This window comes from Desulfobacter curvatus DSM 3379 (assembly GCF_000373985.1).
In the GTDB taxonomy this organism is placed as follows: domain Bacteria; phylum Desulfobacterota; class Desulfobacteria; order Desulfobacterales; family Desulfobacteraceae; genus Desulfobacter; species Desulfobacter curvatus.
Map to the genome: position 1 here is coordinate 1 of NZ_KB893105.1, position 25,817 is coordinate 25,817.

Here is a 25,817-nt window from a genome sequence, read left to right on the forward strand (position 1 = left end):
TGTGCTTGAATTGTTATCCGAAAGAGATAGCTTTATTGATTTGATACCTTCAATTTGTAACGGTAATAAAAGTGTTGTGGAACAAAAAGCCATACAACCAATGGAACGCTATTCCCTTTTTTGAGGGGAGTGTTTCATATAAACAGCCATGGGCTGACCTGGTCTATCAGCACCCAGGCTCAGCCCACAACCAAACAAGAAAGTAATTCAACAACTAAATGAGACTTTCTTATAAAGAAAGTCTGGGTAAGTTACTCAGATCTTTCAAGCTTCGTTGTGGGCTATGCCTGGCAGCTGATATGTCAGGGTCAGCCCATGGCTGTTATAAAAAACGCCATAAGTCCAGAATACAACCGGATATCATATATTGGGCTCAGGAATGTCCCCAAAAATATCGCCGGAAGCCTTTTGGTTCTTGAAAAACCGGTTATCCTGTCTTATAGTTTTGCCATCCATTGCAAGTCCTATTGGGCCTAAACGGAGAATGATACAAACAACTTAGTGAAATAATAGAAAATGACGGTACCAAAAGTATTCGTAACTCAGGAACTAACGGCCACCATTGCCTGTGAATCATGCGGACAGTCCTACACCAAGGACGTGTCCAAATTCGTCAAGCACAAAGCCCGGGTCAGGTTGAAATACACATGCAAGTGCGGACATAGTTCCAGCGTGATATTAGAAAGACGGCAGGTCTTCCGAAAGGAAGTCCGTTTTAAAGGGATTCTCATCCAGAACAAAAAGAAGTACCCCGGTATGGTCATAGACATCTCCCGCAACGGCATCCGGTTTACAACCCAGGAGAAGGCATTACTCAAAGTGGGCAACACGGCTGAGGTCGTGTTCGCTCTGGACAATCCGACCCGCTCCGAGGTTCATAGGCCTATAAGGATCCGAAAAGCTTTTTCCGAATACAGCTTTGGCTGCGAGTTTGTGGACACCGAACATTTGGACGATCTGGGGAAATATTTTTTGTTTCATTTCTGAATAACGGCCATGGGCCGACCTGACATATCAACACCGAGGTGCAGCCCACAACAAAGTAAGAAAGTATTTCAGTATCTTATGGGGACTTTCTTATAAAACAGCCATGGGCTGACCTGGTTTATCGGCACCCAGGCTCAGCCCACAACAAACAATAAAAGTAATTCGACAACTTATTGTGACCTTCATATAAATTTTTAAAAAATCCCCCAACGCTTCAACGCCATCGCCTTCATGACCCTGCGCTGGGCCAAATGCAGCGCGGCGTCCCTGGGGAGGATGTTCTTTCGTTTGGCCTCCTCCAGCATAGTGCGGGTATTAGTGCTGATTTTATCGCGGATCTCTTCCATGGCTGTTGCCTGGGAACCTCCGCGATATTCCACCGCAGCACAGATGACGCCGCCGGCATTAGCGACAAAATCGGGCAGATTGAGCACCCCATTGGCATGGAGATACTGCTCTGCTTCATGGGTCAGCGGTATATTGGCCCCTTGGGCAACCAGCTTGGCCTTTAGGCGATGGATGTTGTCCTTATGCAGGATGTCGGGCCGGGCGGCAGGCAGCCAAATGTCACAATCCAGGTCAATTAACGCCTCGCGCTCAAGTTTCTTACCCCGTGGATAGTCCAACACCGAGCCGCCACCCGCCTTGATCCGGATCAGTTCCTCCACATCAATACCGTTCGGGTCGTGAATGGTTGCCTTGGAATCGCCCACCCCCACCAAAATAACGCCCTTTTGTGAGAGAAAACGGGCGGCATGGCTGCCCACCGCGCCAAAGCCCTGTACCACAAGACGCGCACCGGAAAGGGCAAAGTTGCAGTATTCCATCGCGACTTCGATGGCCTGGTAAACACCGAACCCGGTAGCACCGATCACGTCCAGGGGAATACCGCCCAACTCAAGGGGCAATCCCACGGAACGGCCGATTTCATCCTTGATCCAAGCCATGCATTCCTCGTTGGTACCCATGTCCGGACCAAAAATATAATCTGTCTCATTACGCAGCGCATGGGCAAAGGCGCGAATCAACAATTCCTTTTTTTTCGGATCCATTTGCGGGTCAGCGCAAAGTACGGACTTTCCCCCGCCATGGGGAAGTCCTGCCATCGCGTTTTTCAAGGTCATGGCCCTGGCGAGACGGGCACATTCGAGGGTGCTTACATCCGTCGCCATGCGCAATCCGCCGATGGAGGTGCCGATGGCGACATTGTCTACTACGAGCACCCCTTTAAGGCCAAGGTGCGGCTGATAGATATGAATAACCTTGGCCGGCCCTAAACTGTCACCTAATGCAAAGATATCTTTCATAGTAGTCTTGCCTCCTTTGTGATGGGATAATATTAAAAGGACAGGCACTACCCTTACTATAAGTAAATGATAACAAAGAACAAAAAGATTATCAAGGACCAAAAACAGGATCAGCAGGCCATGAAGACCGACATATTGGGGCTTCGATGCCAAATCATCCTTGGGAACAAAAAACAACCTTGAAAAAACCAAAATAAAAAATCGAACCCGATTTACTGAAACCGGCTGAATGACGGTGAAAATCAAATCAACCCATGGCTGTTATACGGGGGTCAGATATTTTCTTCCTCCATTTCGTGGATAAGCCCCAGAGCCCGGGCTTTATAACGATCGTGGCAGGCCACTTTTTCAAGGGCTTTTTTAGCTGAATTTATATCCCCGGCCCGGCAGGCGCAAAGGCCATGTAAAAACAGGGAATTTATATCCTTGTGATCCAAGCCGCTTGCCTTGCCAAAGGCCTGGGAAGCCAGGCTGTAGTCTTTGTTTTCATAATGCACCCAGCCTTTAATCCGCCAGAGGCGAGGGGATTTTGGATAGGCGACCAGACCTTTTTGCGCGGCCTCAAGCGCGTGGTCATAATCACAGGCTTCAAACCAGCAGGCCGCAGTCCGCTCCCAGAGTCTGGCACAGGGATTGGCAGCCACGAGTGCTGCATAATTTGGGGCGGCCCGGGACGGGATGCCCAAATTGACGTAAAGGTCTGCCAGCAGTTTTCGCTCTTGCCTGGACAATGTTGCAACAAGGCTGTAGGCTTCCAGATTCTGAGCCGCTTTGCGGTAATTGGCCGACTCCAGATAGAGGACCGATGCCAGGCGAAACAGATAGGCATCAGGATTCGATCTATTCAAAAGCCGCTCCACGGTTCTCAGGGCCGCTTTAGGTTGCTTCACTTCCACGGCGGTCTGAACCAATAGTTTCACCCATTTCTCTTCAGGAGGGCCGGTCTTTCCCGAGCACAGATCTGTCAGTATGGGCAGCGCTTTTCGTTGTTTTTTGGCTGATATATATGCCACAGCGGCATGGAACCGCAACAGATGGTTCTTACGGCCGGTCAGCTCCCAGGCCTTTTCCAGGGCCGTACCCGCCCGGGTGTATTTCTTTAAATCAAAACAGATCTTGCCCAGATTCTGCCAGGCCGGCGCATAGGCCGGACAGAAATCAATTGTTTTTTCATACTGTTCCAGGGCAGACTTAAATTTATTTAAGTCCAGATAACAAGCGGCCAGGGTATATACGACAAAGGCATGGTTTTCATCCGGATGCTTTTGAAGGAATCCGGTCAAGATCTTTTCAGCCTGGGCCGGCTTTTTTTCTGTCATAAGTTTCTGGGCTTCCACCAGGGCCATCCTGGCGTTTTGGGTCAACGTCTTTTCATCCGGGCAAGATCCTTTGGAAGCGGTCTGGGCCCAGGCCAGGGAAACAGATGCAAGCACAATCAGCAGACATGTTAAAAAAGAATATCGTCTCATTGTTAGTTCTCCAGTTTAAATACCACCGAGGTGGTGACCAAAGTTTTCACCTTTCTGCCCATAAGCTCACCAGGTGCGTATTTCCATGTAGACACGGCATCCAGAACCGCCTCTTCAAAAAATCCCGGGGGTTTTGCTTCCAAAATTTTGATGTCCGACACATGCCCCTCTTTATCCACCAGAAAACGAATCTTAACGGTTCCCTCCCGGCCCATGCGCTTGGCGCGGTAAGGATACCGGGGGGCGGCTTTAAACCGGGGCACAGGAATGGTATCCACGGCATCCAGGTCCATGGCGGCATTAAAATCAGGTCCGGTGCCGGTCGGCCCAGGCTTTGCCGACGAAACGATATGAATATCACTGGCAAGCCTTGGATCAATATTCAGATCCAGGTTGGGCATTTCCATCTTCAACTGCTGTTTGGGTACGTTTAATTGCTCATGGTGAACAATTTTATGAATCTCTTCCGGAGGTTTTTCTTCCTTAACTTCCTCTTTTTTCTCGGGCTCCGGCTGGAGCGGCCTGGGCTTGAAACGTGTAAAGGTCACCACATTCAGGCTTTCCAGGTCCCCGGGACGGATTTCCATGTGAATCAGGCCCGGCAAAAGCCCGAACAGGGCCAGGTTGATGATCATGGCCCCTAAAACACCTTGAACCAGATATGACCGTTGATATGGCAGTTTCATTAACCGGACTCTCCCGACCTGGTGGCGGCAATGCTCACCCGTTTGGCACCGGCCAGCCGGCACTGGTCCATCACCTGGATCACCTTGCCTGTGTAACTGACCTTATCGGCCACAATCACCACAGCCCCTTCGGGGTTCTGGGCCAACGCCCGGGTAATATGGGCCCTGACGCTTCGGACATCAATCTTTTGCCCGTCAAAATGGATGGTGCCGTCCCGGGACACAGCCACAAGGATATTGCCGTTTTTTGTCAATGTGGCGGATGAGGCCGAGGGCCGTTGTACATCAATGCCTGTCTCCCGGACAAAACTTGTGGTTACCATAAAAAAAATCAGCAGCAGAAAAACAAGATCAATGAGGGGACTCATGTTGATATCCATCTCATTGCTTTTCATGCGCAACGAATTTCTTACATTAATCATTTCCCTGTCTCCTTTTTCAGAGCCTCCTTTTAAGAATAATAGCCGCTTCTTCCAGACGATTTTTAGCGGCATGGGAACGCCGGAACAGCAACGCACTCATGAAAAAGCCCGGAATGGCGACCACAAGGCCGCTCTGGGTGGTCACAAGAGCCTCGGAGATACCGCCTGCCATGGCCTTGGCGTTGCCCGTACCAAACAGGGTGATCACATCAAAGGTGGTAATCATGCCGGTAACGGTGCCCAAAAGACCGAACAAAGGTGCCACGGCCGCAAAAACGGCAATGGAGGCAAGATACCGCTCAAGCCCGGGCACCATGGCCATGCAGCACTGGTCCACAATCCGTTTGTTCACTTTGCAGTCCTTGGTACGGTGAGACAGCACATGGCGGGCCAGATGGGCCCGGGGGCCTTTGGCTTCAGACGGAACCAGACACTTGGAAGCCGGGTCCCTGTCCAGAATCCTGACCAATGCATGAAGGGCGATATCTTTTCGCTCCAGGCGGGAAAAGAAGAACATCCGGTCCAGAATCAGGGCCCACATGGCAAAGGAACACAAAATCAAAGGAATCATGACGATACCGCCCTGGCCCAGGTAAGCCAGAATATTTCCGATCATATCGGAATTCATGCCGGACGCCCTCCCCTGAATACAATGTTGGTCAAGGCCACGGCTTTTTCTTCCATATCCCCGATCACATGTGACACACGGCGGCACAAAAACGTATACAAAAGCATGATGGGGATCGCCACGGCCAGACCCAGCATGGTCGTCACAAGGGCGGTGGAAATGCCGCCGGACATCATCCGGGGATCACCTGTACCGTAAAGGGTGATGACATGAAAGGTTGAGATCATGCCCGTCACCGTGCCTAAAAGGCCGAGAAGCGGAGAAATGGCCCCCATGATATTGAGCATGGGCAAAAACCGCTCAAGCCTGGGCAATTCTTTCAAAATCGACTCCTGGAGCACGCTTTCCAAAGTTTCCCGGTTCTCCTTTCTGGCGTTAAGACCTGCGCGAAGCACATTGTACACCGGCACCTTTTTCTTACCCACAATCTTTTGGCAGTCATCCCAGGCTCCCTGGGCCGCCAGATCATTTACCCGGCCCATAACCTTGTCGGTCTTGGCGTGGACCCGGCCTAGAAACATGGTGCGTTCAATGCCGATGACAATGGCGAACACGCCAAGAGCCAGGATGGGCCAAACCAGAACACCGCCTTTTTCAATCTGGTCTTTCAGGGTCTGCTGATGGGTGATCTGTTTCAGTGCCCCGCCCCGGGAGATATCAATGTATACATCATCTGTATTGCCGTTCAAATAACCGGACAGATTTTTCTGAATGCCCCTGGCAGGCAGCGCGGACAGCGCATAAAGTTTTTTTGTATCCTGGGAATATTCAAGAAAACCGGCCTTTCCATCCTTTTCATAGGCCCAGGTAAACCCGCCCAGACTCAAAACCTTGCCTTCAACCGTTTCCCCGGCATCTGAAATAAAAGGCATGATCCGGATATCAATACCGCCGGTCAGTCGCATCTCCTCCAAAAACAGATCTGCCAGAGCAGCCATATCATCAAGCCCCGGGAAACGGCCGGAATCCAAAACAGGAGACAGCCGGTTTAAGCGTTCTGGTTCCCGGGCCGTATAGGCGGATTCTGCCAGCAGGGCATTCAGATTGCCTGCCGCCACCCTGACGGCACCGGAAAGTTCATTGAGCCGGGTCTGGCGGACTGCTGTCTTTGCATCCAGCTCGGCATTTTCCTGGGCCAGGGCATCCACTTGCCGGATTTTCCCATTCACCTCGGCTTCAAGTGCAACAACCCTGGCCTTTAACCGGCTAAGTTCCTGGGACATCCGGCTCTTATCTGCCTGGATTTGTGATCTCACGATGTGGTCTTTTTTCTGGGATTCTTCGAGCTGTTTCCTGGCTTCAACAGCAGCCTGGCGCAGGTCCCTGGCCTGGGCAACCCCGGCAAGGACAGCAGGAACCATGATGAAAATAATCAATCTTGATATCAAATACGAAAAAAATTTCATTGTGAAGCAATCCTTCCCAACGGGAGTTTGACAAGTTCAATACTTCTTTCCAGCCGGGCCATGGCCACGGCCCTGGAAATATCACGGTTAACGCTTTCGGGCAGCGTCTGCCAGGTCTTTTGACCCGGGTCAAACACCGCACTTTTTTTCTGGTCAATGGTCTGGCACAAAAGGCTGACCCGGCCCACTCGAATCACGTCCACAAGAACCGGAATCTGGTCCAATTCCACGGTGCTCTGGGTAACTTCCACGGTGATGCCGTACTCCGCCTCAATCTGGAGAGCCTCAAATATGCGCCTGAACTTCTCGGCAGAAGAAGTTTGGGGGTCCACCATCATCATTTTCAAATCTGACAGGCGGCCTTGGCGCTCATCTTCCAGGAAGGGGAGATCTTCAGCTATGGCCGATTCCAAACGTAGAAGCACTGAATCCAGAAAAGCCTCCAGCTCCGCTTCCACACGGTCGGTTTCCTTTTCACGCCGAATATTTTCATCCAGTCGGGCCTGTTCCAGTTTCAAACGCAGGTCCATCTTTTCCAGACGATTTTCCAGCTCAGATTCCCGGGTTTCCAGGATCTGCAACTGGTCAGCTATGCTTTTTGACCGCTCAGACCAGTCCTTCTTCATATTCTGAACGTCTTTTTCCACCTTGATAACCTGGCCGAGATCTTCCCTGATCGTTGCACTTAATGGTTTTCCGTCGGCATGCCCGGCATTTGCTGAGAAAAAAGACAAACCGAACAACACAAGCAAAAAAATAATCCAATTGAACCTATACAATCCCTGATCTCCTTTGCTATCCTTAATTGAAACATTAACCCATTGATTTTCAAAGGCGACTTTTCAACGGACGGGCCGGACGGCCTGTTCAGTCCCCTTTGAGAAAATTTATATATATCAAAAAATTTTAAGCTGCAACTAAAAATATTAAATAAACTAATTTATTTTTTAAAACGCTATTTCTGGTAGCAAGACAAATAATAAACTTGATGTAACAAATTGTTCGTCGTATATGACTTTTTAAATATATCAAAGGCGTCTTCAGTATAGCTACATCCCGGGAAAGGAGTTACCCCTAACCATGGAACGGAAAATCAGCACGACTAAGCAGAATACCAACGCAAAACTCAAACGGTTGGAGACATTTGGTGACAGCAGTGATGGCGGTAAAGGCAGGGTATTTTATGCCGGTATGAATTTTAAATTCCAATACCTCTTAACTTAGGGCATTATGGCGCGCAACCACTCGATTGAATCGACTCTAAAATATCCTGAAGCCGGCAACGAACGGTAAATGATCAGAAACTTCTTTTTTGAAAGCCTCCCGCCCAATGCCCATGGTCCAATGCATGGGAAACAGCCGCAGGCTACCGCGCACATAGTCGGTGGAATAGGTGCGTGAGATTGCAAATCCGTCCAAAAGGTTTGCCCGGCCTTTTTTGAGAATATGTGAAAACCGATCTTGCAGATCCCAGCAAGAAACAAAATCCATAATATCGTCGCCACCTAAATGATGGAAATTGCTGACATCCTGGCCGGGGATCATATTGAAGTCGCCCACCAGCAGAATCGTACGCTGAGTCAATCCTGGCGTTTGCCGAATTTGGGCAATATGCCGGCCAATCATTTTACACTGACTGTCACGCAGTTGCTGCTCGGGACGCTCCCGCCCCGATTTCAGGTGCACCCCGATCAGTATCGCTTTGAATTTTCCGATCCTGATATCTGCCTGTACCGCCTGACGACCATTCTCATAGTCTCCTTCGGAGCCGGGAATAAGTTGGAGATTGCTCAAGTCAACCCCATCTTTATGCAGAAAACCGATATGAATATTACCGTTCGGCTGCCGTATAATAGTTGTATTATATGAAACACCATACTTATCGGCGATGAGTGTCGCCAGCCGATCAATATGGCTGAGTGGGCTGACCTCAACAAGCGTTACCAATTCTGCGTCCAATAATGCCAGTCCTTCAGCCTGCCGTCTTGCGCGTTTTGTGTTAGGACCAATGCCTGCTGCGGGATTGAACTGATTGTGCCCCGCAAGATTCCAAACGGCAATACGGGCAAGACTATGCTTAAATTGGCTCATGCAACCTCCTTTTGTTGGTTTTCAAAAACAGAACCGGACCTTCACAACAACGCGGCCATTATGTATGAGCGTATTTTGTGAACGTCTCTTAATCTAATGTGCAGTTCAACGATTATAGCAACAGATAAATAATTTCTCACTTACGAACAATATATAGCAAAGGATGAACAGAGGATCAACAGCCTGAAATATGGCCATGGCGGGGTATGGCCGTTGGGATAAAAGACACTGCCTGGGAGCAAACTAAAAAAATCGGGCATGATTCACGAAAAAACCTGAGCAACTGTCTTTCGGTTTTTTGACGCAGTACCGGCATGGCTGATTCCAGTCTCTGCGTTTTGCTTCAAAAAGCCGTTTTCAAAAAGCAGTTGAGTCCAATTGCATTATTTTGCTGACGAGGTTAGGATGAGTTTCAACATGGAAACAGTGACCCTGATTTTTAGTTTAATATACTGAATAATAAATGATAAAGGATCATACAAATGGCAACCTTTCAACCCGCCTATATTGAAACCAAAGAGAAAGGGCTGCTCCGGGATAAAATCAGTGAAGCACGACATCTGTTAAAATCCTGTGAGCTTTGTCCCAGAGCGTGTAAGGTCGACCGTTTTTCCGGAGAGTTGGGGGAGTGTTCCACCGGTGAAGAAGCGGTTGTTTCAAGTTTTAACCCCCATTTTGGAGAAGAACCGCCGTTGGTCGGGGCGTTTGGTTCCGGCACTATTTTTTTCTCCCACTGCAACCTGAAATGTAATTTCTGCCAGAATTACGAAATCAGTCATGAAGGGAACGGAGATGAGTGTGGACTCGGGCAGCTGGCCGGTATGATGTTGATCTTACAGAATAACGGTTGCCATAACATTAATTTTGTAACCCCTACCCATGTGGTGCCACAGATTTTATCTGCCCTTGATATGGCCATTGACGGGGGATTAAAAATCCCCCTGGTATACAACTCCAGCGGATACGACAAGGTAGAGACGTTGGAACTGCTGGAGGGGGTCATTGATATTTACATGCCGGATTTTAAATTCTGGGATCCGGCGATTGCCGAACAGACCTGCAATGCGCCGGATTATCCCGAAGTAGCCGCAAAAGCCGTTGCCGAAATGCATCGACAGGTTGGAGACCTGCAAGTTGATAAAAACGGTATTGCCACGCGGGGCTTGCTGCTCAGACACTTGGTTATGCCTTCCGGAATTGCCGGGACCGGGGAGGTGATGTCATTTATTGCCAACCATGTCTCAAAAAACACCTATGTGAATATCATGGATCAATATCGACCCTGTGGAACGGCACACCATGTGAAAGGATTGGAAAGGTCGGTCTCTGAAGATGAGTTCAACAAAGCGGTCCAAGAGGCAAAAGACGCGGGGATCACCCGATTTGCAGCGTTGTAGGTATTTGTAAACGTTGATCAAAGGGGATCGGGGCCTGATCTTAGTCCCCTTCCCTCAATTCCCCGAACAAACGCTCGGGGGTTATGGCGGCACAATGGGCGGTTCCGTGGGTATGGCAGGCAAAGGGGCAACCCTTCTCGACAGCGGTATCAAAGACCATCTCTTTGTCATTCTGTCTGCCGGATAATGTGTCTCACCGAAGCAATTGATCAATTGTATCATCAAACAACGGCACCGGATCTACCAACCGGCCCTGTATGGATATGGACAGATGCAGGTGAGGCCCCGTGGCCCGGCCCGTACAACCGGATCGACCGATAATTTGTCCCCGTTTTACAACATCCCCTGGAAAAACGTCGAATTTACTCAGGTGAAAGTAAAGGGAAATGACACCGTTGCCATGGTCTATATACATAGAATTGCCGGCATAATAGTGAGATTCAGCCAAAATGACCCTGCCGTCCGCCACCGATTCCACGGCGGTTCCTACAGGTGCCCTGAAATCCAGTCCCCGGTGGGGATCTTTGGGTTTACCGTTCAGCACACGTTGCAGGCCATAAACACTGGTCAATTTTCCCTCCACCGGCCGGTGAAATGGGAGTCGCCATAACCTCTGGTCTGACCAGGTATTTTTGGCCTTCCGGGTACGCGCCCTTTCGGATTTTATTCGTTTAAGTTCAACAGTGGGAGGCGTCACCATCTTTGACGGCAAATTCAACTCCTGACGGGGATATGTTCGGCCAATAATACTTACTGACCGTTGCCATACGGTCTCGTTACCTCCGGCCCAAGCCCTGACCAGAAGTTTTTGGCGCCCCGGCTTAATGGTAAGAACATCCGTACCCAACATGGCAATGGCCACATGATGTCCGTTCCACTGGGAAACTGACGGCACAAACTCCCGATCCATCCAACGGATAAAAACCTTGTCAAAGGCCCGGACTGATGTCAGCCGAACAAGAAAAGGCTGGCCCGCGCCCGCCTGCTTTGGATGGGCAAGGACCATAGCACCTTTGCCGTCAACAGTGGTTGCCGCCAAACTGACGGCAGTTATGATAAGGAATGTAAATAATACAGCAGCGCAGGATCGAATACGCAATGAGAGAGTTCCTATTTCAACGGTTCTAAAAATTTAAATCCGGTTCATTTCAGCTAATCATTTGTTTTGGCAGATATGCGTTATCTGCCGGAAGACGGGTTTGGGTTATTCTTTAAAATTAATTCCAAATATTTGCTGTTTTTAGGAGAATTTTTTACCTGGTAAATCATCTGCCCCGGACATCGCCTCTTTTTACTGTCACCGATCTGTTCTAATTGTACTTTTGCATGTAACCCATGTAAATACATCAACTTCTTTGCTTGTTTCGCAATTGTAAGATGTCTGTCTTCAATGGATTGAACTTCTTGGGTCGGAATTTTATTAAATGAAAAGGCTAAAATTCGCTCAACCCACCTCTCGTCGGGCTCCTGAAATAATTCATCCATTTTTTTATGCAACTGCTTTGTTAAATCTTCAAGGATAAGATTAATTTCACTTTCAGCTGCCATAAACGCTGCCAAAAAATCATTTCTATCCATATGTTCACCTCCTTTTGAAAATTAAGTTTAGTGTAAAGAACTTCAAAAATAGGTGAGAATTACAAAATGCAATTTCCAAACGATGAGGTACTGATTAAAATCAATTATCACACAGGGTCGGTCATAGGTAGTGTCTATTATTTTAAAAAACGTGACAGATCTTGTCAATGTTGTTTCTGGATTTCAAAATTCATATCAACTATATGTGGGAAAAAGCTGCAATCGGTTTGAGTTTAAATCCATGATGTCCAGTCTCAAAGACCACGGACTTTCCAATGCACCGGCTATCTGCCTTAATCTACCATTTGCGGAAAAAACCTGATAGAAAAATACCAAGCCGTTCATGGCGGAAGATAAATCAAAAAGGAACTGAAATGGAGACAGAAATTAAGATCAGAGGATACCATACAGATCTGTATCAGCATGTAAATAATGCCCGGTATCTTGAATTCCTTGAAGAAGCCAGATGGCAGCTTCTTGAAGAGTACACGGACCTTGAGTCGTTTATGAAAAAGGGATTTTTATTCTTTGTGGTCAACATCAATATCTCATATAAAAGCCAGGCAAGGGTTAACGATCTGATCCGAATCCGGTCAGGGATGAAAAAAATCGGAAATAAAAGCGCCATGGTCCGCCAGCAGGTGATCAACCTGACAACCGGGCAGGTCTGTGCAGATGCCGATATCACTTTTGTTGTGTCTGACTTTAAAGGAAAAGCCCTCAAGCTCGAAGCTGAGGTGCTGGAGACGGTGAACCGGATTCCGGTGTTTGAAGAATAAACGCCATCGTTGATTGGGGTCGGAGGTGGGGTGGTGAAAATCACCCCAGGCGGGGCCTATTCATCGGCTTGAGAAAGATATTTTTCACTTGCCCTTAGTAATTGATGAGCTATCTGAGAATTGGGGAATAAACGAATAGCTTCATTAAAATCTTCTTTCGCTTCTTTATATTTCTTAAGCACGATATGTAATTTCCCTCTTAGGATATATCCTTCATATCTGATAAGGCTTTGTCATATTGCTTTAATACGGTCCAGACTTCGCTTCTATTAGTAAATGATTCAGCATTGTTCGGGGCTAATTTTATGGCATTGTTATAATCAGAGAGTGCCTTTTCAAAATCCCCGAGTTCTACATACAACATACCTCTATTATTGTAAGCACCTGGAGAGGCTTCAACTTCTACGGAACTCCTAAGTAAGAGATTGCTTCTTTAATTTTTCCATTAATTTGACTCTCTCTTCCCTTCGTAAATAATCTGGACGAATGAACATGTTTTTAGAACTGACATTATTTTTCCCTCCGCTACAATAGCATTCGAAAAATAGCTATAATAGTCTCACTAATGCTGTTTCAGCCTATTTTCAGGACCTTTGCTCCCCTGATAGCTCCCTTTTTCAGGGCTGCCAGGGCCTGATTAGCCTCTTCAAGTGGAAATTCCTCAACCTCTGGCCGGATTCCAAACCGCTCAGCCAAGGTCAAAAATTCTACTACATCTTTACGGCAGATATTGGCAACGCTCTTGATTTCTTTTTCCATCCAAAGATGAACTGGATAATCCAATTTTAAGAGGTAATCCTTGTCCATCTCTTCTTTCCTGATGGCATTGATGACCAGCCGTCCGCCAGGTTTAAGATTTTTCATTGCCTCAACAACCGTTTTCCAGACAGGTGTGGTGTCAATAACAGAGTCCAGCAGATCCGGTGGCGATTCTGCCGTATCTCCGGCCCAGACAGCCCCAAGCTCTTTTGCAAATTCTCTCTCTACAGGATTTCTAGCAAAAACAAATACCTTTGCATCAGGATAATTAAATCCGACCAGCTTTAATACCAGATGACCCGAAGCACCAAACCCGGTCAGCCCGAGATTCTGCCCATTCTTGAGCTCTGTTAATCTCAAAGAGCGGTACCCGATTGCACCTGCACATAAAAGCGGGGCAGTCTCTGTATCCTTAAGCCCATCCGGAATAGGGACTGCAAAGTGCTCTGGAATGACCATATATTCTGCATATCCGCCATTGGCATCCTTCCCTGTGGCCTTGAAATCCTTACACAGGTTCTCATTACCGGCCAAACAGAATTCACATGTCCGGCAGGCTGAATAAATCCATGCAACCCCAACCCGGTCACCAAGTCGAAAACCTTTAACATTTTTACCGGCCATTTCAACCTGTCCCACCACCTGGTGTCCCAAAATAACAGGCAGAACCGGTGGTACAGCTCTGCCTTCAATTTCATCCAGTTCAGTATGGCAGACCCCGCAGACAGATACCTTAACCAAAATTTCGTCATTTCCCGGAACAGGAACGGGTAGATCAACCAAATCCAGAGGAGTCTGGTTTTCAGTAAAAATACCAAGTTTTTTCAGGACCATTGCTTTCATAATGAAATTCTCAATTGCATATTTGTTAAAATTTAACGCACTAAAAATAAAATTTGAATATTACATGTATTCTCAAGTGGTCGGCTTGAGCAAAAAGATAGCCGAACACTTGGCTGTTCGATGTCATTTTTAACAGTTGAACTTGAAACACTTAAAATTGGGTAACTTCAATATTAGACACAAGGGACAAACACACCGTGAGGCCAGCTTGGTGCGGAAAGCGGATTTCCAAGATTATAATCCACCAAACGATCCCGTACCTCTAAAAGCTGCTTCACAAGTGCAGGCTCAGCTTGTGAATAAGTTTTGGCATCGGGCACTCGACGCACGACAAGCCCCAGAAGCTCAGTAATGGCATTTCCTACAGAATTTTGACTAATAGTAACGATAAGTCTACCAACATCATCTCGATATAAAAGTTGTTTATAGGCTGGTTGCCACCGAATTTCATTAGCAAACATTGGATCATCAATCACTTGCAATCTGATCATCCGGGCTGCTTGGTGGAATTGATCGCTGAACAATAGAATATCCTCAATCTGATCTGGAAATGTTGCACCTTTTTGAACTCTGGTACTCCCTGATGACACCAACGTAAAAAAAGTGCGGTAAAAGTCTAAAAAACCTTTAAGAACAAGATCGTATTCATGCCAGAATCGCCCGGAGGACAATGCGCCAAGACCACCGTTCACCTCCCATGAGGGAAGCCCCTGTGGATAACCGGTTAATTTGAGTCGGCACTCAATCGGAGGGATGGGCTTCAACACCTCCAAGTCGAGAACATCAAAAAATTTTAGATAGACTTCACTTAAATATTTTAAAAACAAACCATTATGCCCACTATCCGTCAAATCAGAGTTATTTTCATCTGCCAGTGAGGCCTGACTGATTATCTCGTTTTCAAACACCATAAAATGGTTATGGATCATTCTGATACTGGGTACCCCCATTCTATTCAAAGGCCATGTAGCGTCAAGACTGGCTTCTCCACAAAAAACCAAGTGCTCTTTCGGATCAGGATATTTTTCGAGCATATATTCAAGAATTACCCGTGTCATTCTACTAAAAACTAAATTTTCCTCCGATGTCAGTTCATCCCTACGGACTGGCCTACCCATGGGATTCAGCACCTTTTCTGAGGTGTCAAAAATAATGGAAGTGTCGAAGAGATTTGAGTGCCCAATGGCTTTTCGAAAAAGCAAAAAACCTTCCGGTGTCCTTAATAGACCGTTCTCTCGGGCCAAATGCCTCAAATTGCATGAACTGTTAAAAAATTCCGTAGGTGAAACGCCTTTGGGAACTTCTAATGGAATTTTACGATGAGGTATTATAATCTCTCTCGGTGTTGCCATTGACACGCTATTCTCCAGTTTTAACAAGTTGATCTGTAGTTCCCGTTTATCATTCATGTCCACTTATCTAACGGGTAACATCCGAAAAGTAAGAATAACCCAATTTACATAGCTGACCAAGCGTTAGTTAATGGTATGCAGGCCGGCTCAAGATTATTTGAGAGCAGCATTCGATAACAAAAGAAGTCAACACCTCTATTGAGAAGCGTTTCGGCATGGAATCATACATAATGTGGGTTCCTGTTTTCCTAAAAAATAATGAAAATAACCGGTTTATCTTGTGCCTTTTGGGGTTAGAATTAAGTATCATGTCCCCCGGAGTTCACGGATAATCAATCTGTCTGAAATATTATTTTATTTAAAATCAGGCCTGACCCGGGCGCAATTTCTTTCAACGGCAAGGCCTGACTGCCTGAAAGGGATTGTTTAATGCGGTTTAGATCGATATCTTTTTTCCCGAGTTTAAACAACTGGCCCATGATTAAACGGACCTGGTATCTTAAAAAACCAGATGCCTGAATCCTGAGCAACCAGCTTTTTTCCGGAAAAAAACTGGCCTGGAATTCAGTGTTCTCTTCAATCCGGCAGACACGGATGTCTCGTTCAAGGCAGGTTTTCGGGCCGGGTTTGGTGCAGTATGAACCCAAATGATGCCACCCTTCAAACAGCCTGGCGCCCTGTTTCATCAATTCAATATCAAGATCTTCCGGAACCGTATGCATCATGGCCGCACAGAACGGATGGCTTTTGCATCCAAATGCAAACAGGTAAAGATATTCTTTTACTTTGGGAGAACGGATAATATTAAAGGTTCTGGATTTTTCTTCTACGCCTGTCACACGGATATCATTGGGCAGGTTTATATTTAATTTTGACTGCAGTGCTTCCATATCCAGTGCATCACGGACAAAAAGCATGAATGCTGACTGATTAGCAGAGACTTTTGAATCGGTCCGGCTGGTGCCCAAAATCCTGAACCCGGATTTTTCCCCGGACTTTTCAAGGACAAAGCCAAGCGTCTTCTCAATCATGGCTTCAATGGTTTTTACACCTGACTGCTTTTGCCAGCCATGGTACCGGAAACCCAGATACTGGATATGAATCAGGTAATGGTATGATTTTTCCTGTGCCATAGGAAAATAATCTTAACTGAAACAGCATCATAATACCACAGGATATATGACGTTGAATTCCATTTATCCCCAGTGGGATTGTCACCCATAATAAATAGATTTCCGTGATGACATCTGGTACTTTTATACCATGGACTTTTAAACGGCAAAACGCATTCCTGACCACCAGCGAAAGGTAACCTGTGAAACAATATAAAATCAACACTCTGATTTCCGGAGGCCTGATTACCAATTATCACTGCACGTCAAAATGCCGCCACTGTCTGTATAACTGTGGTCCGGGCAGACCTGCAGACTATATGGATAAAAAAACATCCCTGCTGTGTTTTGAAAAAATCAGGGAATTCGGGGCGGCATCTGTTCATATTGGAGGCGGAGAACCATTTCTTAACCCAGCAGGCCTTGAAAGCGTTATAGAATGTGCTGTTCAAACAGGCGTACGGATCGAATATGTTGAAACCAATTCATCCTGGTATAAAGATGAACAATCTGCCTGTAGACTGCTGGAACGATTGAAATCAAATGGGCTGAATACCTTGCTCATATCCATCAGTCCTTTTCACCTTGAGAGCATTCCATTTTCAAAAGTTGAAAACGTTATGGCAGCCTGTTCAAAAACAGGGATACGGATCTTTCCCTGGATGGACACGTTTTTCAGCGATATTGAAAATTTTGACAAAAGCAGATGCCACCGGTTTGAAGAACTGATGGAGCATTTCGGCCCTTCATACCTGGCCGGTATTCAACGCCGGTACTGGATTCATCCGGGAGGAAGAGCACTGGACACGTTTCGTCCGATGCATGACAAAAAATCAATTGAAACCATATTGAATGAAAACAAAAACTCCTGCTCAGGCCATCTTCTGGATACATCACATTTTCATATTGATCTGTATGGAAATTATATTCCCGGTCTCTGTTCAGGCATTTCCCTGAAAATGAATGCCCTGGGAAACAGTCTCACCACTGATAAATATCCGGTTATCGGAACATTGCTGGAAAAAGGAATTACCGGACTGCATGAAACAGCTGTGGATGCCGGATTTAAACCATCAAGGGAATCCTACATATCAAAATGTGATCTTTGCACTGACATTCGAACCCACCTGGTTAAAAACAAACTATATCTTAATGAACTTCAGCCAACAGGATTTTATTCGGTATAAATAATCTCACCGTCTCTTTATGGATGACTTGCCGGAAAACCATGCTCCCTTCCCTGAGTATGACTGCAGTTGCCAAAGCAAACAGCATCAATACCACAAAAAGTCATCTCCTTATTGAACGTTAATTGGAGTGACAGATAATAGACAAATAGCGGGGTTTTCAATTCCTTAAAATTGGTGATTTTAACGCAAACCTTTGTGATTTGTCCGCAGCATGTTTTTGTCAGCCAGCCATTTTGAGCTTCTTTTATCTTTGGTGTCTATTTTTTCAATAGTTGTCGTATATTTTCAATTCAGAACGCAAATTTCGTATAGGAGCGGGGACTTAAACTCGAATGGAACAGCACAACATTCCCCTGTCGTCACGGCCGAATATAGACAATGTGTATGGGGTTCATTTTCTGCTTGGAATTTAGTGGCAGGAAGTGATACTGTTTAGCAGTGTTGACGTTGAACCCATCCATGGGGAGAGTTACCACATAATAGGAGAACCGAAATGTCCAAATCCAGAGACACCCAGAAAACCCAAAAGAAAAAACCTGAAAAAACGCTGAAAGAAAAACGCAAAGAAAAACAGGAAAAAAAATCCCAGAAGGGCATCATCTGATACGGTAAATTCTTATTGCATTGATTGGCTGGGCAGGGCTTGCGGACAAGCTCTGCCTTTCTTTTTATTCCATCCCCAACCCTTAGGCTGGCGCTTGATTATAGGAACACTGGAAAAGGACACCCCCCAATAGATTGTTGTTTTAGAGTTCGGGCTCATAGCGATCATGAATAAGCATCGCTTTTGTTATTCAATTTATCGACTTTATTTATGAAAACAAAAAAGCCCCTGAGTAAAGAGCTACTCAGGGGCTATAATGTCACTGGGATAAAATGGTATTTAAATCACGGTCACATTTGCAGCTGACGGGCCTTTGGGGCCCTGTTCAATGTCGAATGATACTTGATCACCTTCATTGAGAGTTTTAAAACCAACTGCATTGATGCCTGAATGATGGACAAATACATCTTTGCCACCACCTGCATGTTCAATAAATCCAAAACCTTTTGACTCGTTAAACCATTTTACGATACCGTTTGCCATGTAGGCGTTCTCCTAAGTAAGAATAAAAATAAATCGTCTCGATCTTAAAGAATAATCACTGATTTCTCTGGGAAAATATCTAAGGAAGAAACTCAAGCACTTCAAAGTAGTGCAATGAGTACAAAGCATACAGGAAAGGTTGAGTATGTCAAGGGAATTAAATTATTATTGCAAAATAAATAGCTTCTGCCGGCATCTACCGAAAGCAGATTAATAGAGAAAGCAAACTGCGCAATGATGGTATGATCAATCGCTCCCAATGATTTCAAAAAGGTGAAAAATGGCAAAAGCAAGGCTCGGTGCTCTTGTTTTAGAAATATGACATACCTTTATATTGAGTCTCAAAAAACGTTCATAAAAAAAACTTCCCTTTGGGTGTGAGGGTGCCACCCATATTCGCGCGTAGATATACGCTAAGGATTTTGCAGAAATATAACCCCTTTGAATTCCAGTTTTCATCAAGGGTCATAGACATTGAATCTCCACTGGAAAAAGGAGGGCTCGTTTTTTGATCTAAGGTCCTGCTGGCACACTTCAAAAGTAGTCATCTCCTTTCCGGGCAAGGCTCTTGCTTAAAAATAATAGTATGGCGTTTTGATTACTGAAAGCATCCTCAAAAAAGACGATTAATTAATCGTATCAGGAAGCATAAATCCAAACAAAATATAATAAAATTAAAAGTTTTCTCAAAATTTGCACCAAACTTTTAATGAAACCCAACTCAGGGCACATATTTCAATACGCCCCCTGAGTTCGCACCTTGAATACGAATAGAAGAAAGTATCAAAACGGTTACTGCCAACAAGAAGCCGGCTCCGGCTATGGTCGAACCTCCGATCTTATCAACAAAATAGCCCATCGGTAGTGTCGCTATGGGCATCAAAGACAACGTCATGCCATAAGTACCCATAACCCGGCCATACAAATGCTCGTCGGTATTTAAAATTACCATCATGTGGTTAACCGTCATAAAAACCTCATTGCTAAAACCAATCAGCACCAGACACGTCAATGAGAATACAAGATTGCCTGAAAGTGCAAAGGGAATAAGCAGTGCTCCGAAACAAACACCAGCAATTAATTGATAACCCTGACGTCTGGGATCACCTGACCGGTAAACAACGAAAAGAGACCCAAACAATGCGCCGACTCCCACCGCCGTATACATAAAACCCAGCACCTCCGGTCCGGCATGGAGTACATCATCCTGAAAAAACGCCAGCATTTGCTGGTAAGGCATACCCAACGTAACAGCCAGAAAACCCATACCAATAAAAATAAGCAAACGTCGGTTTTCTATAATGTAGCTAAATCCATATAGCATTTGCTGCATGGGGTTCTGGGTGGAGTCGACAGTGGCCTTTACCGAGGGAAGTTTCGTCATGGTCAATATTGATATCAAGTAAAAAGCTGCTACTGTATAAAAAGCTATAGTTGGACACCAGGTAATAAGCACGCCCGCCATTGATGGCGCCAGCACCCGATTTAAATTACGACCAGCAGAGTCCATCGCCAGAGCATTGGGTAGATTATCCTTACCCACCAGTAGCGGTATAAGCGCCTGCCGAGTCGGCATAGTAAAAGGAAATACCGCTCCTTGAAATATACCTATCACAACCAGATGCCATATCTGGATAAGATTTGTATGTACGAGAATGGCATTGAACAACGCCAGTACAAGCAGTATTGATTGAGCAATCATCAGGACCTTTCGTTTATCAAAACGATCTGCGATGACGCCTCCGATAGGGGAAAGAATTATCTGAGGCAGGCCACGAGCAATAGCCACGACTCCCAGCATCAAGGCCGATCCGGAAAGATCATAAGCTATCCAGGATCGAGTGACCACATTAATTTGCATGGAAGCTACAGTGAAAAACATACCCAGCCAAAGTGTACGAAAATTCGGATCAGAGAGCGACTTAAATGTTTGAATAAACCCGGATGTCTGTTTTGTTTCCGATGATGGTTCAATATTCATGATTTTAAAAGAGCCTTTCTTCCATTTATTATGTTTTGCTTTAAGATTGCATGGAGTGGCGGTTTGACCCACCACTTGCTGTAGCACATTGCCCAGATGGTGAGCATCACCGGCTATTCCCACCACGCCGACAATGACGCGAGTGCCCCACGAACCCGGTTTTCGATATCATGAAGATCATGCCCATCCGGCCTGCCTTCGATATTTCCCAGTCGGCCATGTTGGTTGAGTTCTGGACGGTTGGAAAATTGACCAGGCACATGCCATTCGTCCAACACGATAAAACCCAAGTGTTCCAAGGCAGAACGCAGCCAGAGAGTCATGGGTTTTGCCTCGCCAACACCGATATGCGGTCCGCCGAAGGTTGCGAAACAAACAGCAAACTTGCCGGGAATAATTGGGGCCGCGGGTTTAATCCGTTTTTGTTTGTTGGCTGTTTTCATCGTGCGTTGGACAAATGCCGTCATAGTTTTGGTGGGTAGCCAGTTGATAACCGCCGAGCCGATAAAAACGAGATCATGGGCCGACAAATCGATATCGGTATCATTGTTTACCTTGACGATTTGCGAGGGCAATGATTCGGCTGATGTCTCATATATCCTTTGGGCGACCTTTTCCGTGTTTCCGCTGAAAGAATCGTAAACGACCAGTGTATTCATTTTTTTCTCCTTATCTTTTTGGTAATAGTCATACCATAGAGTATGTTTATTTTTAACGTACCGGTCTTATTATGATTCGTCAATAAAAAAATCATACTGCTCAGTTTGTTTTTTTAAATAGTATAACAGCAGGGCAGACCGCATATAAAAAAAATAGAGCAAAAAAAAGTTGAAACTGTATAGTATTCAGAAAGCTGCCCAGAAATTATTTCAATCGAACGGCTTCAGTGTCTCGGCTGATACTCATTTGAATTCATTAGCCCATAAAAAATGAAGACAGGACATATTCCAATAGCAACCAAGCACTGGATGCAAATAGAAAGTTTGATTGAACCTACTGAGAAAAACAATACCGAGCAATGATGGTATTCAGGTTCACTTCGCCAAGTTTTAAATCAGGCAGGAATAACAGAAGTAGCCAACACCACGAATAACAAGCGTTACAGCGTTCAAGCATAGATATTTTGAACTATCTTTCTAAATGACCGCCTTCTATCTGTATTGATTCCCCAAGAATGGCAAGGGCGTTGGAACGGTCCTTGGTCAGCTTTCTTCCAGCATTCAGGCGAATACAGGGATTAAAAAACCGGCTTGCTGAAAAAAGATCTCCCGGTGCTGCGATCAAGCCTCTACCAGCAGAGTGTTCAAACACCTTTGTCGCGTTGATATGAGGAGGAAGGGTGATCCAGATGAGGCAGCCACCGCTGGGGCGCCTGACACTGCTTCCCAGGGGGAGAATTTCAGATAATCGTTGGATATGTTCGTCAATGCGGGTCTTCAACCCCTCTCTAAGGGTTCGGGTATGACGGCGATGAGCAGTGGTCCCGATAAATGTTCCTAAAATAGCCTGGGCAACTCGGCAGGTATCCATGGATGACCGCAGTTTTTCCTCGGTAAAGATTCCGGCATAGTGATGAGACCTGATCCAACCCACCCTGAGTCCCGGAGATATGGTCTTGGAACAGGAGGAGATCAGAATGATCCTTGGATCATCCGAATAGAAGGTCAAATTCCGGGGTCGGAAAGGGCCAAAGTAAAGATCTCCATACACATCGTCCTGTAAAAGAAAAGTGTCGTGTTTCTGGGCTAGGGCAACCAATTTTTCTTTTGCGTCTTCGTTCATGGTTACTCCTGTGGGATTCTGAACATTGGGCTGGGCAATGATCATTCGGATGTTTCGATTCAGCAACTCGTCTTCCAATATGTCCAGATCCATGCCGTTCGGTCCCATGGGAATTTCCACCAACTGGACTCCCCGCGGGGCCAGCTGCCGGAAAAAATTCATATATGTGGGTGATTCCAGGGCAACCTTGTCATCCGGACGGAGCAGTGTTCGGAGTACAATAGCCAGGGCCTCGGTAGCCCCGTTGGTGACCACAATGTCATTGGGAACGGCGGGTCCGTCGGTTTCCCGGCTGGTTACGGCGATTCGTTTTCGGAGGCTGAAATCTCCCTCTGGATGGTTGTATTCCATCCATGACCGGCTCAATCCTACAGTGATATCGTGCAGCTGGGCCGTGGGAAGAAGATCCAGGCCCGGGGCGGCTGATGCAAAGCTGTCATCAATGTACAGAAGTCTTTCGTATAGCTGATCCAGACGCTCACCGGTTTCTCTGGACGCTGCGACATGTCTCTGAGACCGGGGGGCTGCCTTACCGATCCCCTCTTGGGTCAGATCGGACGCACCTGCCCGGACATAGTATCCCCCCCTTTCCCGGGACCGAATCAGTCCTTCATCCAAAAGAATATTGTAAGCGGTCAGTACCGTATTGATAGAAACAGTGGAGGTAACAGCTTCTTCCCTAACGGAAAGCAAGCGTTCTCCCTCTTTAAGGATGCCGGATTCGATGTCGGTCTGGATGCGACGGACAATAGCTTCGTATTTTTTCATGAATAAAATCTACTGTATCCATAATAAAAGATCAAATTGTATCTGTACCCAAATCGGAGTTGATATTACGTTGTGCCCCAGGAGGTAAGTTATGCGAACTAAAAGAATATACGGTTTATTCATCCTGGTGTGCACCCTTTTCGGGAGTACATTTCTTGCCATCAGCCTTGGATTGAAGGCCGGGGCTTCTCCCCTGTTCTATGCTGCCCTGAGGTTTACCACGGCTGGGGGGCTTCTCCTCATCGTTCTTCTCTTGTCAAAAAAGGCAAGTTTGGCGACGATCCGACCTCTAACCGGTCGGGGAATTCTTTTTTCCTTTTTTATGACCGTCGGAAGCTTTGGATGTATGTTTATTGCCCAGACCCGGGTAGATTCAGGATTCATGGCCAGGTTTGATGCTACCGGCCCCCTGGTGACGGCTCTTTTTGCCGTCCTGTTTTTGGGGAAAAAGCTTTCTCTGGCCCATTTTGCAGCGTTCTTTCTCGGCACTGCCGGTTCTTTTCTTATTGCATCTCCGGCAGCCGAGGCAGAGCCGGCATACCTCATCGCCACGGCCGGAACTGTTTTATTTTATGCAGCCGGGAATGTCCTATACCCCATTCTTTTTTCTGCTGATGAGAACCCGGTTCTAATCAGCGCCATCCAAGCCTTTGCCGGTGGCATTATTCTCATGGGAATCGCTCTGGGTACAGAGACGGTGCGTTTTCCATTTGCTGCGTTATGGCCCTTTCTTTACCTGGTCATCGGAGGCTCTATTCTTGGCCACACCGCCGCCCTGGTTCTGGTCCGGGATGCCGGGCCTGTATTCGCTTCCAGCTGGCTCTATGTGTCGCCGGTGATTGCCACGATCCTAGGGGCCGGGATTCTAAACGAATCCATCACTGCGGCCGGTATATGGGGGACAGTTTTGGCCTTTTCCGGAGTTTTTCTCCTAAACCGGATAGAATAAACGTCTGGTAAATTCGGGAAGGTTTAATTTGTAGGATAATGGACTTAAATTCTATGCTGTGGCTGTCAAAAGCTGTTTTTCAATTTTAATTTTTTTCAAAAGTATTTTTGCAACGCCGATAGGCTCATTGTCAAAATAAAATCATCAAGTTTGTTTCGTTTTTGCAAGTTAGCTTTAATAGTTTGGTAAATGTGATGGATTGAGGATAGTTACAGGTAAAAATCTAAGGCAATTGGATTGAGCCTCCCAACAATAGGAACACCAGTGCTCATTGGGATTTTCTGAAAAATAGAGTTTTTTTCATAGACATGATGTGGGTTCTCCGATTCCTCAAAACTTCTGAGAATTGGCGATTCTAACGCCGTTTTTGCAGCGGGCGCGGCTTTTTGCGCTCCGCTGCAAAAACCTTGTTAGATGAGTTTATATAATAGTGACCCATGAAAAAAAGAATCTTGCAATAAAACCTGCTATTATCGGAAGTATTGCGCTTGATACTAACCTTACAATGGTAAATTCCCATCCTAAAATTCCAATTTCTAAAGGAAGTCTCATTATAGCCCAAAGAGACCAAGAAGTAATGAAAGCAACCGTAGTTCCTATTCCTGCACCTGAATGAATAAATCCTGCTACAATAGGCAAGCTAACAAAAGGACCGCCAGGTGTAATAGCCCCAGTAATCGTACCTAAAAATATTCCTTTAACTCCAGATTCTGGTCCTATCCATTTTAAAAGCGCATCAGGAGAAACTAAAACCTGAATCATTCCAGCAATAATAAATGAAAAAAATAACAAGGGCAGAATTTGGATTGTCATAGTAAAACCGTTTTTCAGACCTTGTATATGGACACCATTTTTGTGCCCAAAAATAAGTAACCCAATAGCAATAAACCCTAATATTAACGTTGGAATAATCATAGTATTTTTATTTTTTTGCATAGAAAATTTATTTTTATTAATCGTTATCTCTCGCGGTAGGAACGCCAGTTACCCAGCGCCCCCCGCACAGACCCGGACGTGCGGTTTTCCCGCATCCGGTTCCTCGGTTATACTCGCTTTCGTATAAGACATCTGTTCATGTGAATACTCGATGTTGCCTGTTCACAATTCTCATCTTTGGTTTGGCAATACCCAAAAGGTCTATCGCTTTTGTGAAAATCTTCAAGGTGAAGCTTTTACGCTTCCCTCCACGGCGATTCAGCCATTTGAAGGCACATGCTTCAGCCCAGCTATAAAAGCGCCATAAT

25 protein-coding genes and 1 pseudogene are annotated in these 25,817 nt (G+C 46.0%); 6 read left to right on the forward strand and 20 right to left on the reverse strand.

The window, feature by feature from the left end:
- Nucleotides 1-516 precede the first annotated feature (516 nt).
- Entirely contained in the window at nucleotides 517-987 is a 471-nt protein-coding gene (locus B147_RS0123265; RefSeq protein WP_020589603.1) for a PilZ domain-containing protein, read from the forward strand.
- Between the two features lie 194 nt (nucleotides 988-1,181).
- On the opposite strand, the gene B147_RS0123270 is transcribed toward B147_RS0123265, so the two are convergent.
- The 7 genes from B147_RS0123270 to B147_RS0123305 all read right to left on the reverse strand — a co-directional run bounded on the left by B147_RS0123270 (nucleotide 1,182) and on the right by B147_RS0123305 (nucleotide 7,684).
- Nucleotides 1,182-2,294 carry a Glu/Leu/Phe/Val family dehydrogenase gene (locus B147_RS0123270; protein WP_020589604.1) on the reverse strand — a complete coding sequence of 371 codons (1,113 nt, stop codon included), beginning with the start codon at nucleotides 2,292-2,294 and terminating at the stop codon, nucleotides 1,182-1,184.
- 272 nt (nucleotides 2,295-2,566) lie between these two features.
- Nucleotides 2,567-3,763, reverse strand: coding sequence for a tetratricopeptide repeat protein (locus B147_RS0123280; protein WP_020589606.1), 1,197 nt, complete (start codon nucleotides 3,761-3,763; stop codon nucleotides 2,567-2,569).
- Nucleotides 3,764-3,765: 2 nt separating this feature from the next.
- On the reverse strand, nucleotides 3,766-4,449 hold the full coding sequence (locus tag B147_RS0123285) for an energy transducer TonB (RefSeq protein ID WP_020589607.1): 684 nt from the start codon (nucleotides 4,447-4,449) through the stop codon (nucleotides 3,766-3,768).
- Nucleotides 4,449-4,871, reverse strand: coding sequence for an ExbD/TolR family protein (locus tag B147_RS0123290; RefSeq protein ID WP_020589608.1), 423 nt, complete (start codon nucleotides 4,869-4,871; stop codon nucleotides 4,449-4,451). The genes B147_RS0123285 and B147_RS0123290 overlap by 1 nt, the downstream gene beginning before the upstream one ends.
- Nucleotides 4,872-4,887: 16 nt before the next feature.
- The gene (locus B147_RS0123295; protein ID WP_020589609.1) at nucleotides 4,888-5,499 is read right to left on the reverse strand and encodes a MotA/TolQ/ExbB proton channel family protein; all 612 of its coding nucleotides are present in this window, start codon (nucleotides 5,497-5,499) and stop codon (nucleotides 4,888-4,890) included.
- Entirely contained in the window at nucleotides 5,496-6,905 is a 1,410-nt protein-coding gene (locus B147_RS0123300) for a MotA/TolQ/ExbB proton channel family protein (protein WP_020589610.1), read from the reverse strand. Before B147_RS0123300 ends, B147_RS0123295 begins: the two co-directional genes overlap by 4 nt.
- On the reverse strand, nucleotides 6,902-7,684 hold the full coding sequence (locus B147_RS0123305) for a DUF3450 domain-containing protein (RefSeq protein WP_020589611.1): 783 nt from the start codon (nucleotides 7,682-7,684) through the stop codon (nucleotides 6,902-6,904). The genes B147_RS0123300 and B147_RS0123305 overlap by 4 nt, the downstream gene beginning before the upstream one ends.
- Before the next feature lie 301 nt (nucleotides 7,685-7,985).
- Here B147_RS0123305 and B147_RS31975 point away from each other — a divergent pair, with 301 nt between their 5' ends.
- Complete coding sequence (locus tag B147_RS31975; RefSeq protein ID WP_020589612.1) at nucleotides 7,986-8,129, forward strand: hypothetical protein; 144 nt, start codon at nucleotides 7,986-7,988, stop codon at nucleotides 8,127-8,129.
- A 36-nt stretch (nucleotides 8,130-8,165) separates the two neighbouring features.
- Here the strand turns inward: B147_RS31975 and B147_RS0123315 are convergent, their stop codons facing one another.
- Nucleotides 8,166-8,996 carry an exonuclease/endonuclease/phosphatase family protein gene (locus B147_RS0123315; RefSeq protein WP_020589613.1) on the reverse strand — a complete coding sequence of 277 codons (831 nt, stop codon included), beginning with the start codon at nucleotides 8,994-8,996 and terminating at the stop codon, nucleotides 8,166-8,168.
- A gap of 482 nt (nucleotides 8,997-9,478) precedes the next feature.
- Between B147_RS0123315 and B147_RS0123320 the strand changes: the two genes are divergently transcribed.
- Nucleotides 9,479-10,393, forward strand: a complete 915-nt coding sequence (locus tag B147_RS0123320; RefSeq protein WP_020589614.1) for a radical SAM protein — start codon at nucleotides 9,479-9,481, stop codon at nucleotides 10,391-10,393.
- Between the two features lie 193 nt (nucleotides 10,394-10,586).
- On the opposite strand, the gene B147_RS0123330 is transcribed toward B147_RS0123320, so the two are convergent.
- The gene (locus B147_RS0123330) at nucleotides 10,587-11,492 is read right to left on the reverse strand and encodes a M23 family metallopeptidase (RefSeq protein ID WP_020589616.1); all 906 of its coding nucleotides are present in this window, start codon (nucleotides 11,490-11,492) and stop codon (nucleotides 10,587-10,589) included.
- An 80-nt stretch (nucleotides 11,493-11,572) separates the two neighbouring features.
- Nucleotides 11,573-11,971 (reverse strand): hypothetical protein, encoded by a 399-nt coding sequence (locus tag B147_RS0123335; protein WP_020589617.1) that lies wholly within the window; start codon nucleotides 11,969-11,971, stop codon nucleotides 11,573-11,575.
- A gap of 374 nt (nucleotides 11,972-12,345) precedes the next feature.
- On the opposite strand from B147_RS0123335, the gene B147_RS0123345 reads away from it, so the two are divergent.
- A complete protein-coding gene (locus B147_RS0123345) occupies nucleotides 12,346-12,750 on the forward strand; it encodes a YbgC/FadM family acyl-CoA thioesterase (protein WP_020589619.1) in 405 nt (134 codons plus the stop codon).
- A gap of 56 nt (nucleotides 12,751-12,806) precedes the next feature.
- On the opposite strand, the gene B147_RS31400 is transcribed toward B147_RS0123345, so the two are convergent.
- From B147_RS31400 to B147_RS0123370, 5 genes and pseudogenes are all read right to left on the reverse strand, one after another.
- On the reverse strand, nucleotides 12,807-12,974 hold the full coding sequence (locus B147_RS31400; protein WP_083927974.1) for a tetratricopeptide repeat protein: 168 nt from the start codon (nucleotides 12,972-12,974) through the stop codon (nucleotides 12,807-12,809).
- Nucleotides 12,950-13,123: pseudogene (locus tag B147_RS33595) on the reverse strand (tetratricopeptide repeat protein); the annotation flags it as partial. The gene B147_RS31400 and the pseudogene B147_RS33595, both read right to left, overlap by 25 nt.
- Nucleotides 13,124-13,323: 200 nt before the next feature.
- A complete protein-coding gene (locus B147_RS0123355; protein ID WP_020589621.1) occupies nucleotides 13,324-14,352 on the reverse strand; it encodes a zinc-dependent alcohol dehydrogenase family protein in 1,029 nt (342 codons plus the stop codon).
- 173 nt (nucleotides 14,353-14,525) lie between these two features.
- Complete coding sequence (locus tag B147_RS0123360) at nucleotides 14,526-15,761, reverse strand: hypothetical protein (RefSeq protein ID WP_245569088.1); 1,236 nt, start codon at nucleotides 15,759-15,761, stop codon at nucleotides 14,526-14,528.
- Nucleotides 15,762-16,036: 275 nt separating this feature from the next.
- On the reverse strand, nucleotides 16,037-16,837 hold the full coding sequence (locus B147_RS0123370) for a tRNA pseudouridine synthase A (protein WP_020589624.1): 801 nt from the start codon (nucleotides 16,835-16,837) through the stop codon (nucleotides 16,037-16,039).
- 182 nt (nucleotides 16,838-17,019) lie between these two features.
- Here B147_RS0123370 and B147_RS0123375 point away from each other — a divergent pair, with 182 nt between their 5' ends.
- Complete coding sequence (locus tag B147_RS0123375; protein ID WP_020589625.1) at nucleotides 17,020-18,003, forward strand: radical SAM protein; 984 nt, start codon at nucleotides 17,020-17,022, stop codon at nucleotides 18,001-18,003.
- Nucleotides 18,004-18,889: 886 nt separating this feature from the next.
- On the opposite strand, the gene B147_RS0123385 is transcribed toward B147_RS0123375, so the two are convergent.
- The 4 genes from B147_RS0123385 to B147_RS0123400 form a co-directional block, all read right to left on the reverse strand.
- The gene (locus B147_RS0123385) at nucleotides 18,890-19,093 is read right to left on the reverse strand and encodes a cold-shock protein (protein ID WP_020589627.1); all 204 of its coding nucleotides are present in this window, start codon (nucleotides 19,091-19,093) and stop codon (nucleotides 18,890-18,892) included.
- Between the two features lie 721 nt (nucleotides 19,094-19,814).
- Complete coding sequence (locus tag B147_RS0123390; RefSeq protein WP_020589628.1) at nucleotides 19,815-21,197, reverse strand: MFS transporter; 1,383 nt, start codon at nucleotides 21,195-21,197, stop codon at nucleotides 19,815-19,817.
- Nucleotides 21,188-21,733, reverse strand: a complete 546-nt coding sequence (locus tag B147_RS0123395) for a flavodoxin family protein (RefSeq protein WP_020589629.1) — start codon at nucleotides 21,731-21,733, stop codon at nucleotides 21,188-21,190. The genes B147_RS0123390 and B147_RS0123395 overlap by 10 nt, the downstream gene beginning before the upstream one ends.
- Nucleotides 21,734-22,202: 469 nt before the next feature.
- A complete protein-coding gene (locus tag B147_RS0123400) occupies nucleotides 22,203-23,624 on the reverse strand; it encodes an aminotransferase-like domain-containing protein (RefSeq protein ID WP_020589630.1) in 1,422 nt (473 codons plus the stop codon).
- 91 nt (nucleotides 23,625-23,715) lie between these two features.
- On the opposite strand from B147_RS0123400, the gene B147_RS0123405 reads away from it, so the two are divergent.
- Nucleotides 23,716-24,573, forward strand: a complete 858-nt coding sequence (locus tag B147_RS0123405) for a DMT family transporter (RefSeq protein WP_020589631.1) — start codon at nucleotides 23,716-23,718, stop codon at nucleotides 24,571-24,573.
- Between the two features lie 420 nt (nucleotides 24,574-24,993).
- Here B147_RS0123405 and B147_RS0123410 read toward each other — a convergent pair whose 3' ends face one another.
- On the reverse strand, nucleotides 24,994-25,509 hold the full coding sequence (locus B147_RS0123410) for a permease (protein WP_020589632.1): 516 nt from the start codon (nucleotides 25,507-25,509) through the stop codon (nucleotides 24,994-24,996).
- Nucleotides 25,510-25,817 lie beyond the last annotated feature (308 nt).

Bases quoted from the DNA above. Each gene is read 5' to 3' on its own strand.
- B147_RS0123265 (WP_020589603.1), top strand. From the start codon at position 517: ATGACGGTACCAAAAGTATTCGTAACTCAGGAACTAACGGCCACCATT.
- B147_RS0123270 (WP_020589604.1), bottom strand. From the start codon at position 2,294: ATGAAAGATATCTTTGCATTAGGTGACAGTTTAGGGCCGGCCAAGGTT.
- B147_RS0123280 (WP_020589606.1), bottom strand. From the start codon at position 3,763: ATGAGACGATATTCTTTTTTAACATGTCTGCTGATTGTGCTTGCATCT.
- B147_RS0123285 (WP_020589607.1), bottom strand. From the start codon at position 4,449: ATGAAACTGCCATATCAACGGTCATATCTGGTTCAAGGTGTTTTAGGG.
- B147_RS0123290 (WP_020589608.1), bottom strand. From the start codon at position 4,871: ATGATTAATGTAAGAAATTCGTTGCGCATGAAAAGCAATGAGATGGAT.
- B147_RS0123295 (WP_020589609.1), bottom strand. From the start codon at position 5,499: ATGAATTCCGATATGATCGGAAATATTCTGGCTTACCTGGGCCAGGGC.
- B147_RS0123300 (WP_020589610.1), bottom strand. From the start codon at position 6,905: ATGAAATTTTTTTCGTATTTGATATCAAGATTGATTATTTTCATCATG.
- B147_RS31975 (WP_020589612.1), top strand. From the start codon at position 7,986: ATGGAACGGAAAATCAGCACGACTAAGCAGAATACCAACGCAAAACTC.
- B147_RS0123315 (WP_020589613.1), bottom strand. From the start codon at position 8,996: ATGAGCCAATTTAAGCATAGTCTTGCCCGTATTGCCGTTTGGAATCTT.
- B147_RS0123320 (WP_020589614.1), top strand. From the start codon at position 9,479: ATGGCAACCTTTCAACCCGCCTATATTGAAACCAAAGAGAAAGGGCTG.
- B147_RS0123335 (WP_020589617.1), bottom strand. From the start codon at position 11,971: ATGGATAGAAATGATTTTTTGGCAGCGTTTATGGCAGCTGAAAGTGAA.
- B147_RS0123345 (WP_020589619.1), top strand. From the start codon at position 12,346: ATGGAGACAGAAATTAAGATCAGAGGATACCATACAGATCTGTATCAG.
- B147_RS0123355 (WP_020589621.1), bottom strand. From the start codon at position 14,352: ATGAAAGCAATGGTCCTGAAAAAACTTGGTATTTTTACTGAAAACCAG.
- B147_RS0123360 (WP_245569088.1), bottom strand. From the start codon at position 15,761: ATGAATGATAAACGGGAACTACAGATCAACTTGTTAAAACTGGAGAAT.
- B147_RS0123370 (WP_020589624.1), bottom strand. From the start codon at position 16,837: ATGGCACAGGAAAAATCATACCATTACCTGATTCATATCCAGTATCTG.
- B147_RS0123385 (WP_020589627.1), bottom strand. From the start codon at position 19,093: ATGGCAAACGGTATCGTAAAATGGTTTAACGAGTCAAAAGGTTTTGGA.
- B147_RS0123395 (WP_020589629.1), bottom strand. From the start codon at position 21,733: ATGAATACACTGGTCGTTTACGATTCTTTCAGCGGAAACACGGAAAAG.
- B147_RS0123400 (WP_020589630.1), bottom strand. From the start codon at position 23,624: ATGAAAAAATACGAAGCTATTGTCCGTCGCATCCAGACCGACATCGAA.
- B147_RS0123405 (WP_020589631.1), top strand. From the start codon at position 23,716: ATGCGAACTAAAAGAATATACGGTTTATTCATCCTGGTGTGCACCCTT.
- B147_RS0123410 (WP_020589632.1), bottom strand. From the start codon at position 25,509: ATGCAAAAAAATAAAAATACTATGATTATTCCAACGTTAATATTAGGG.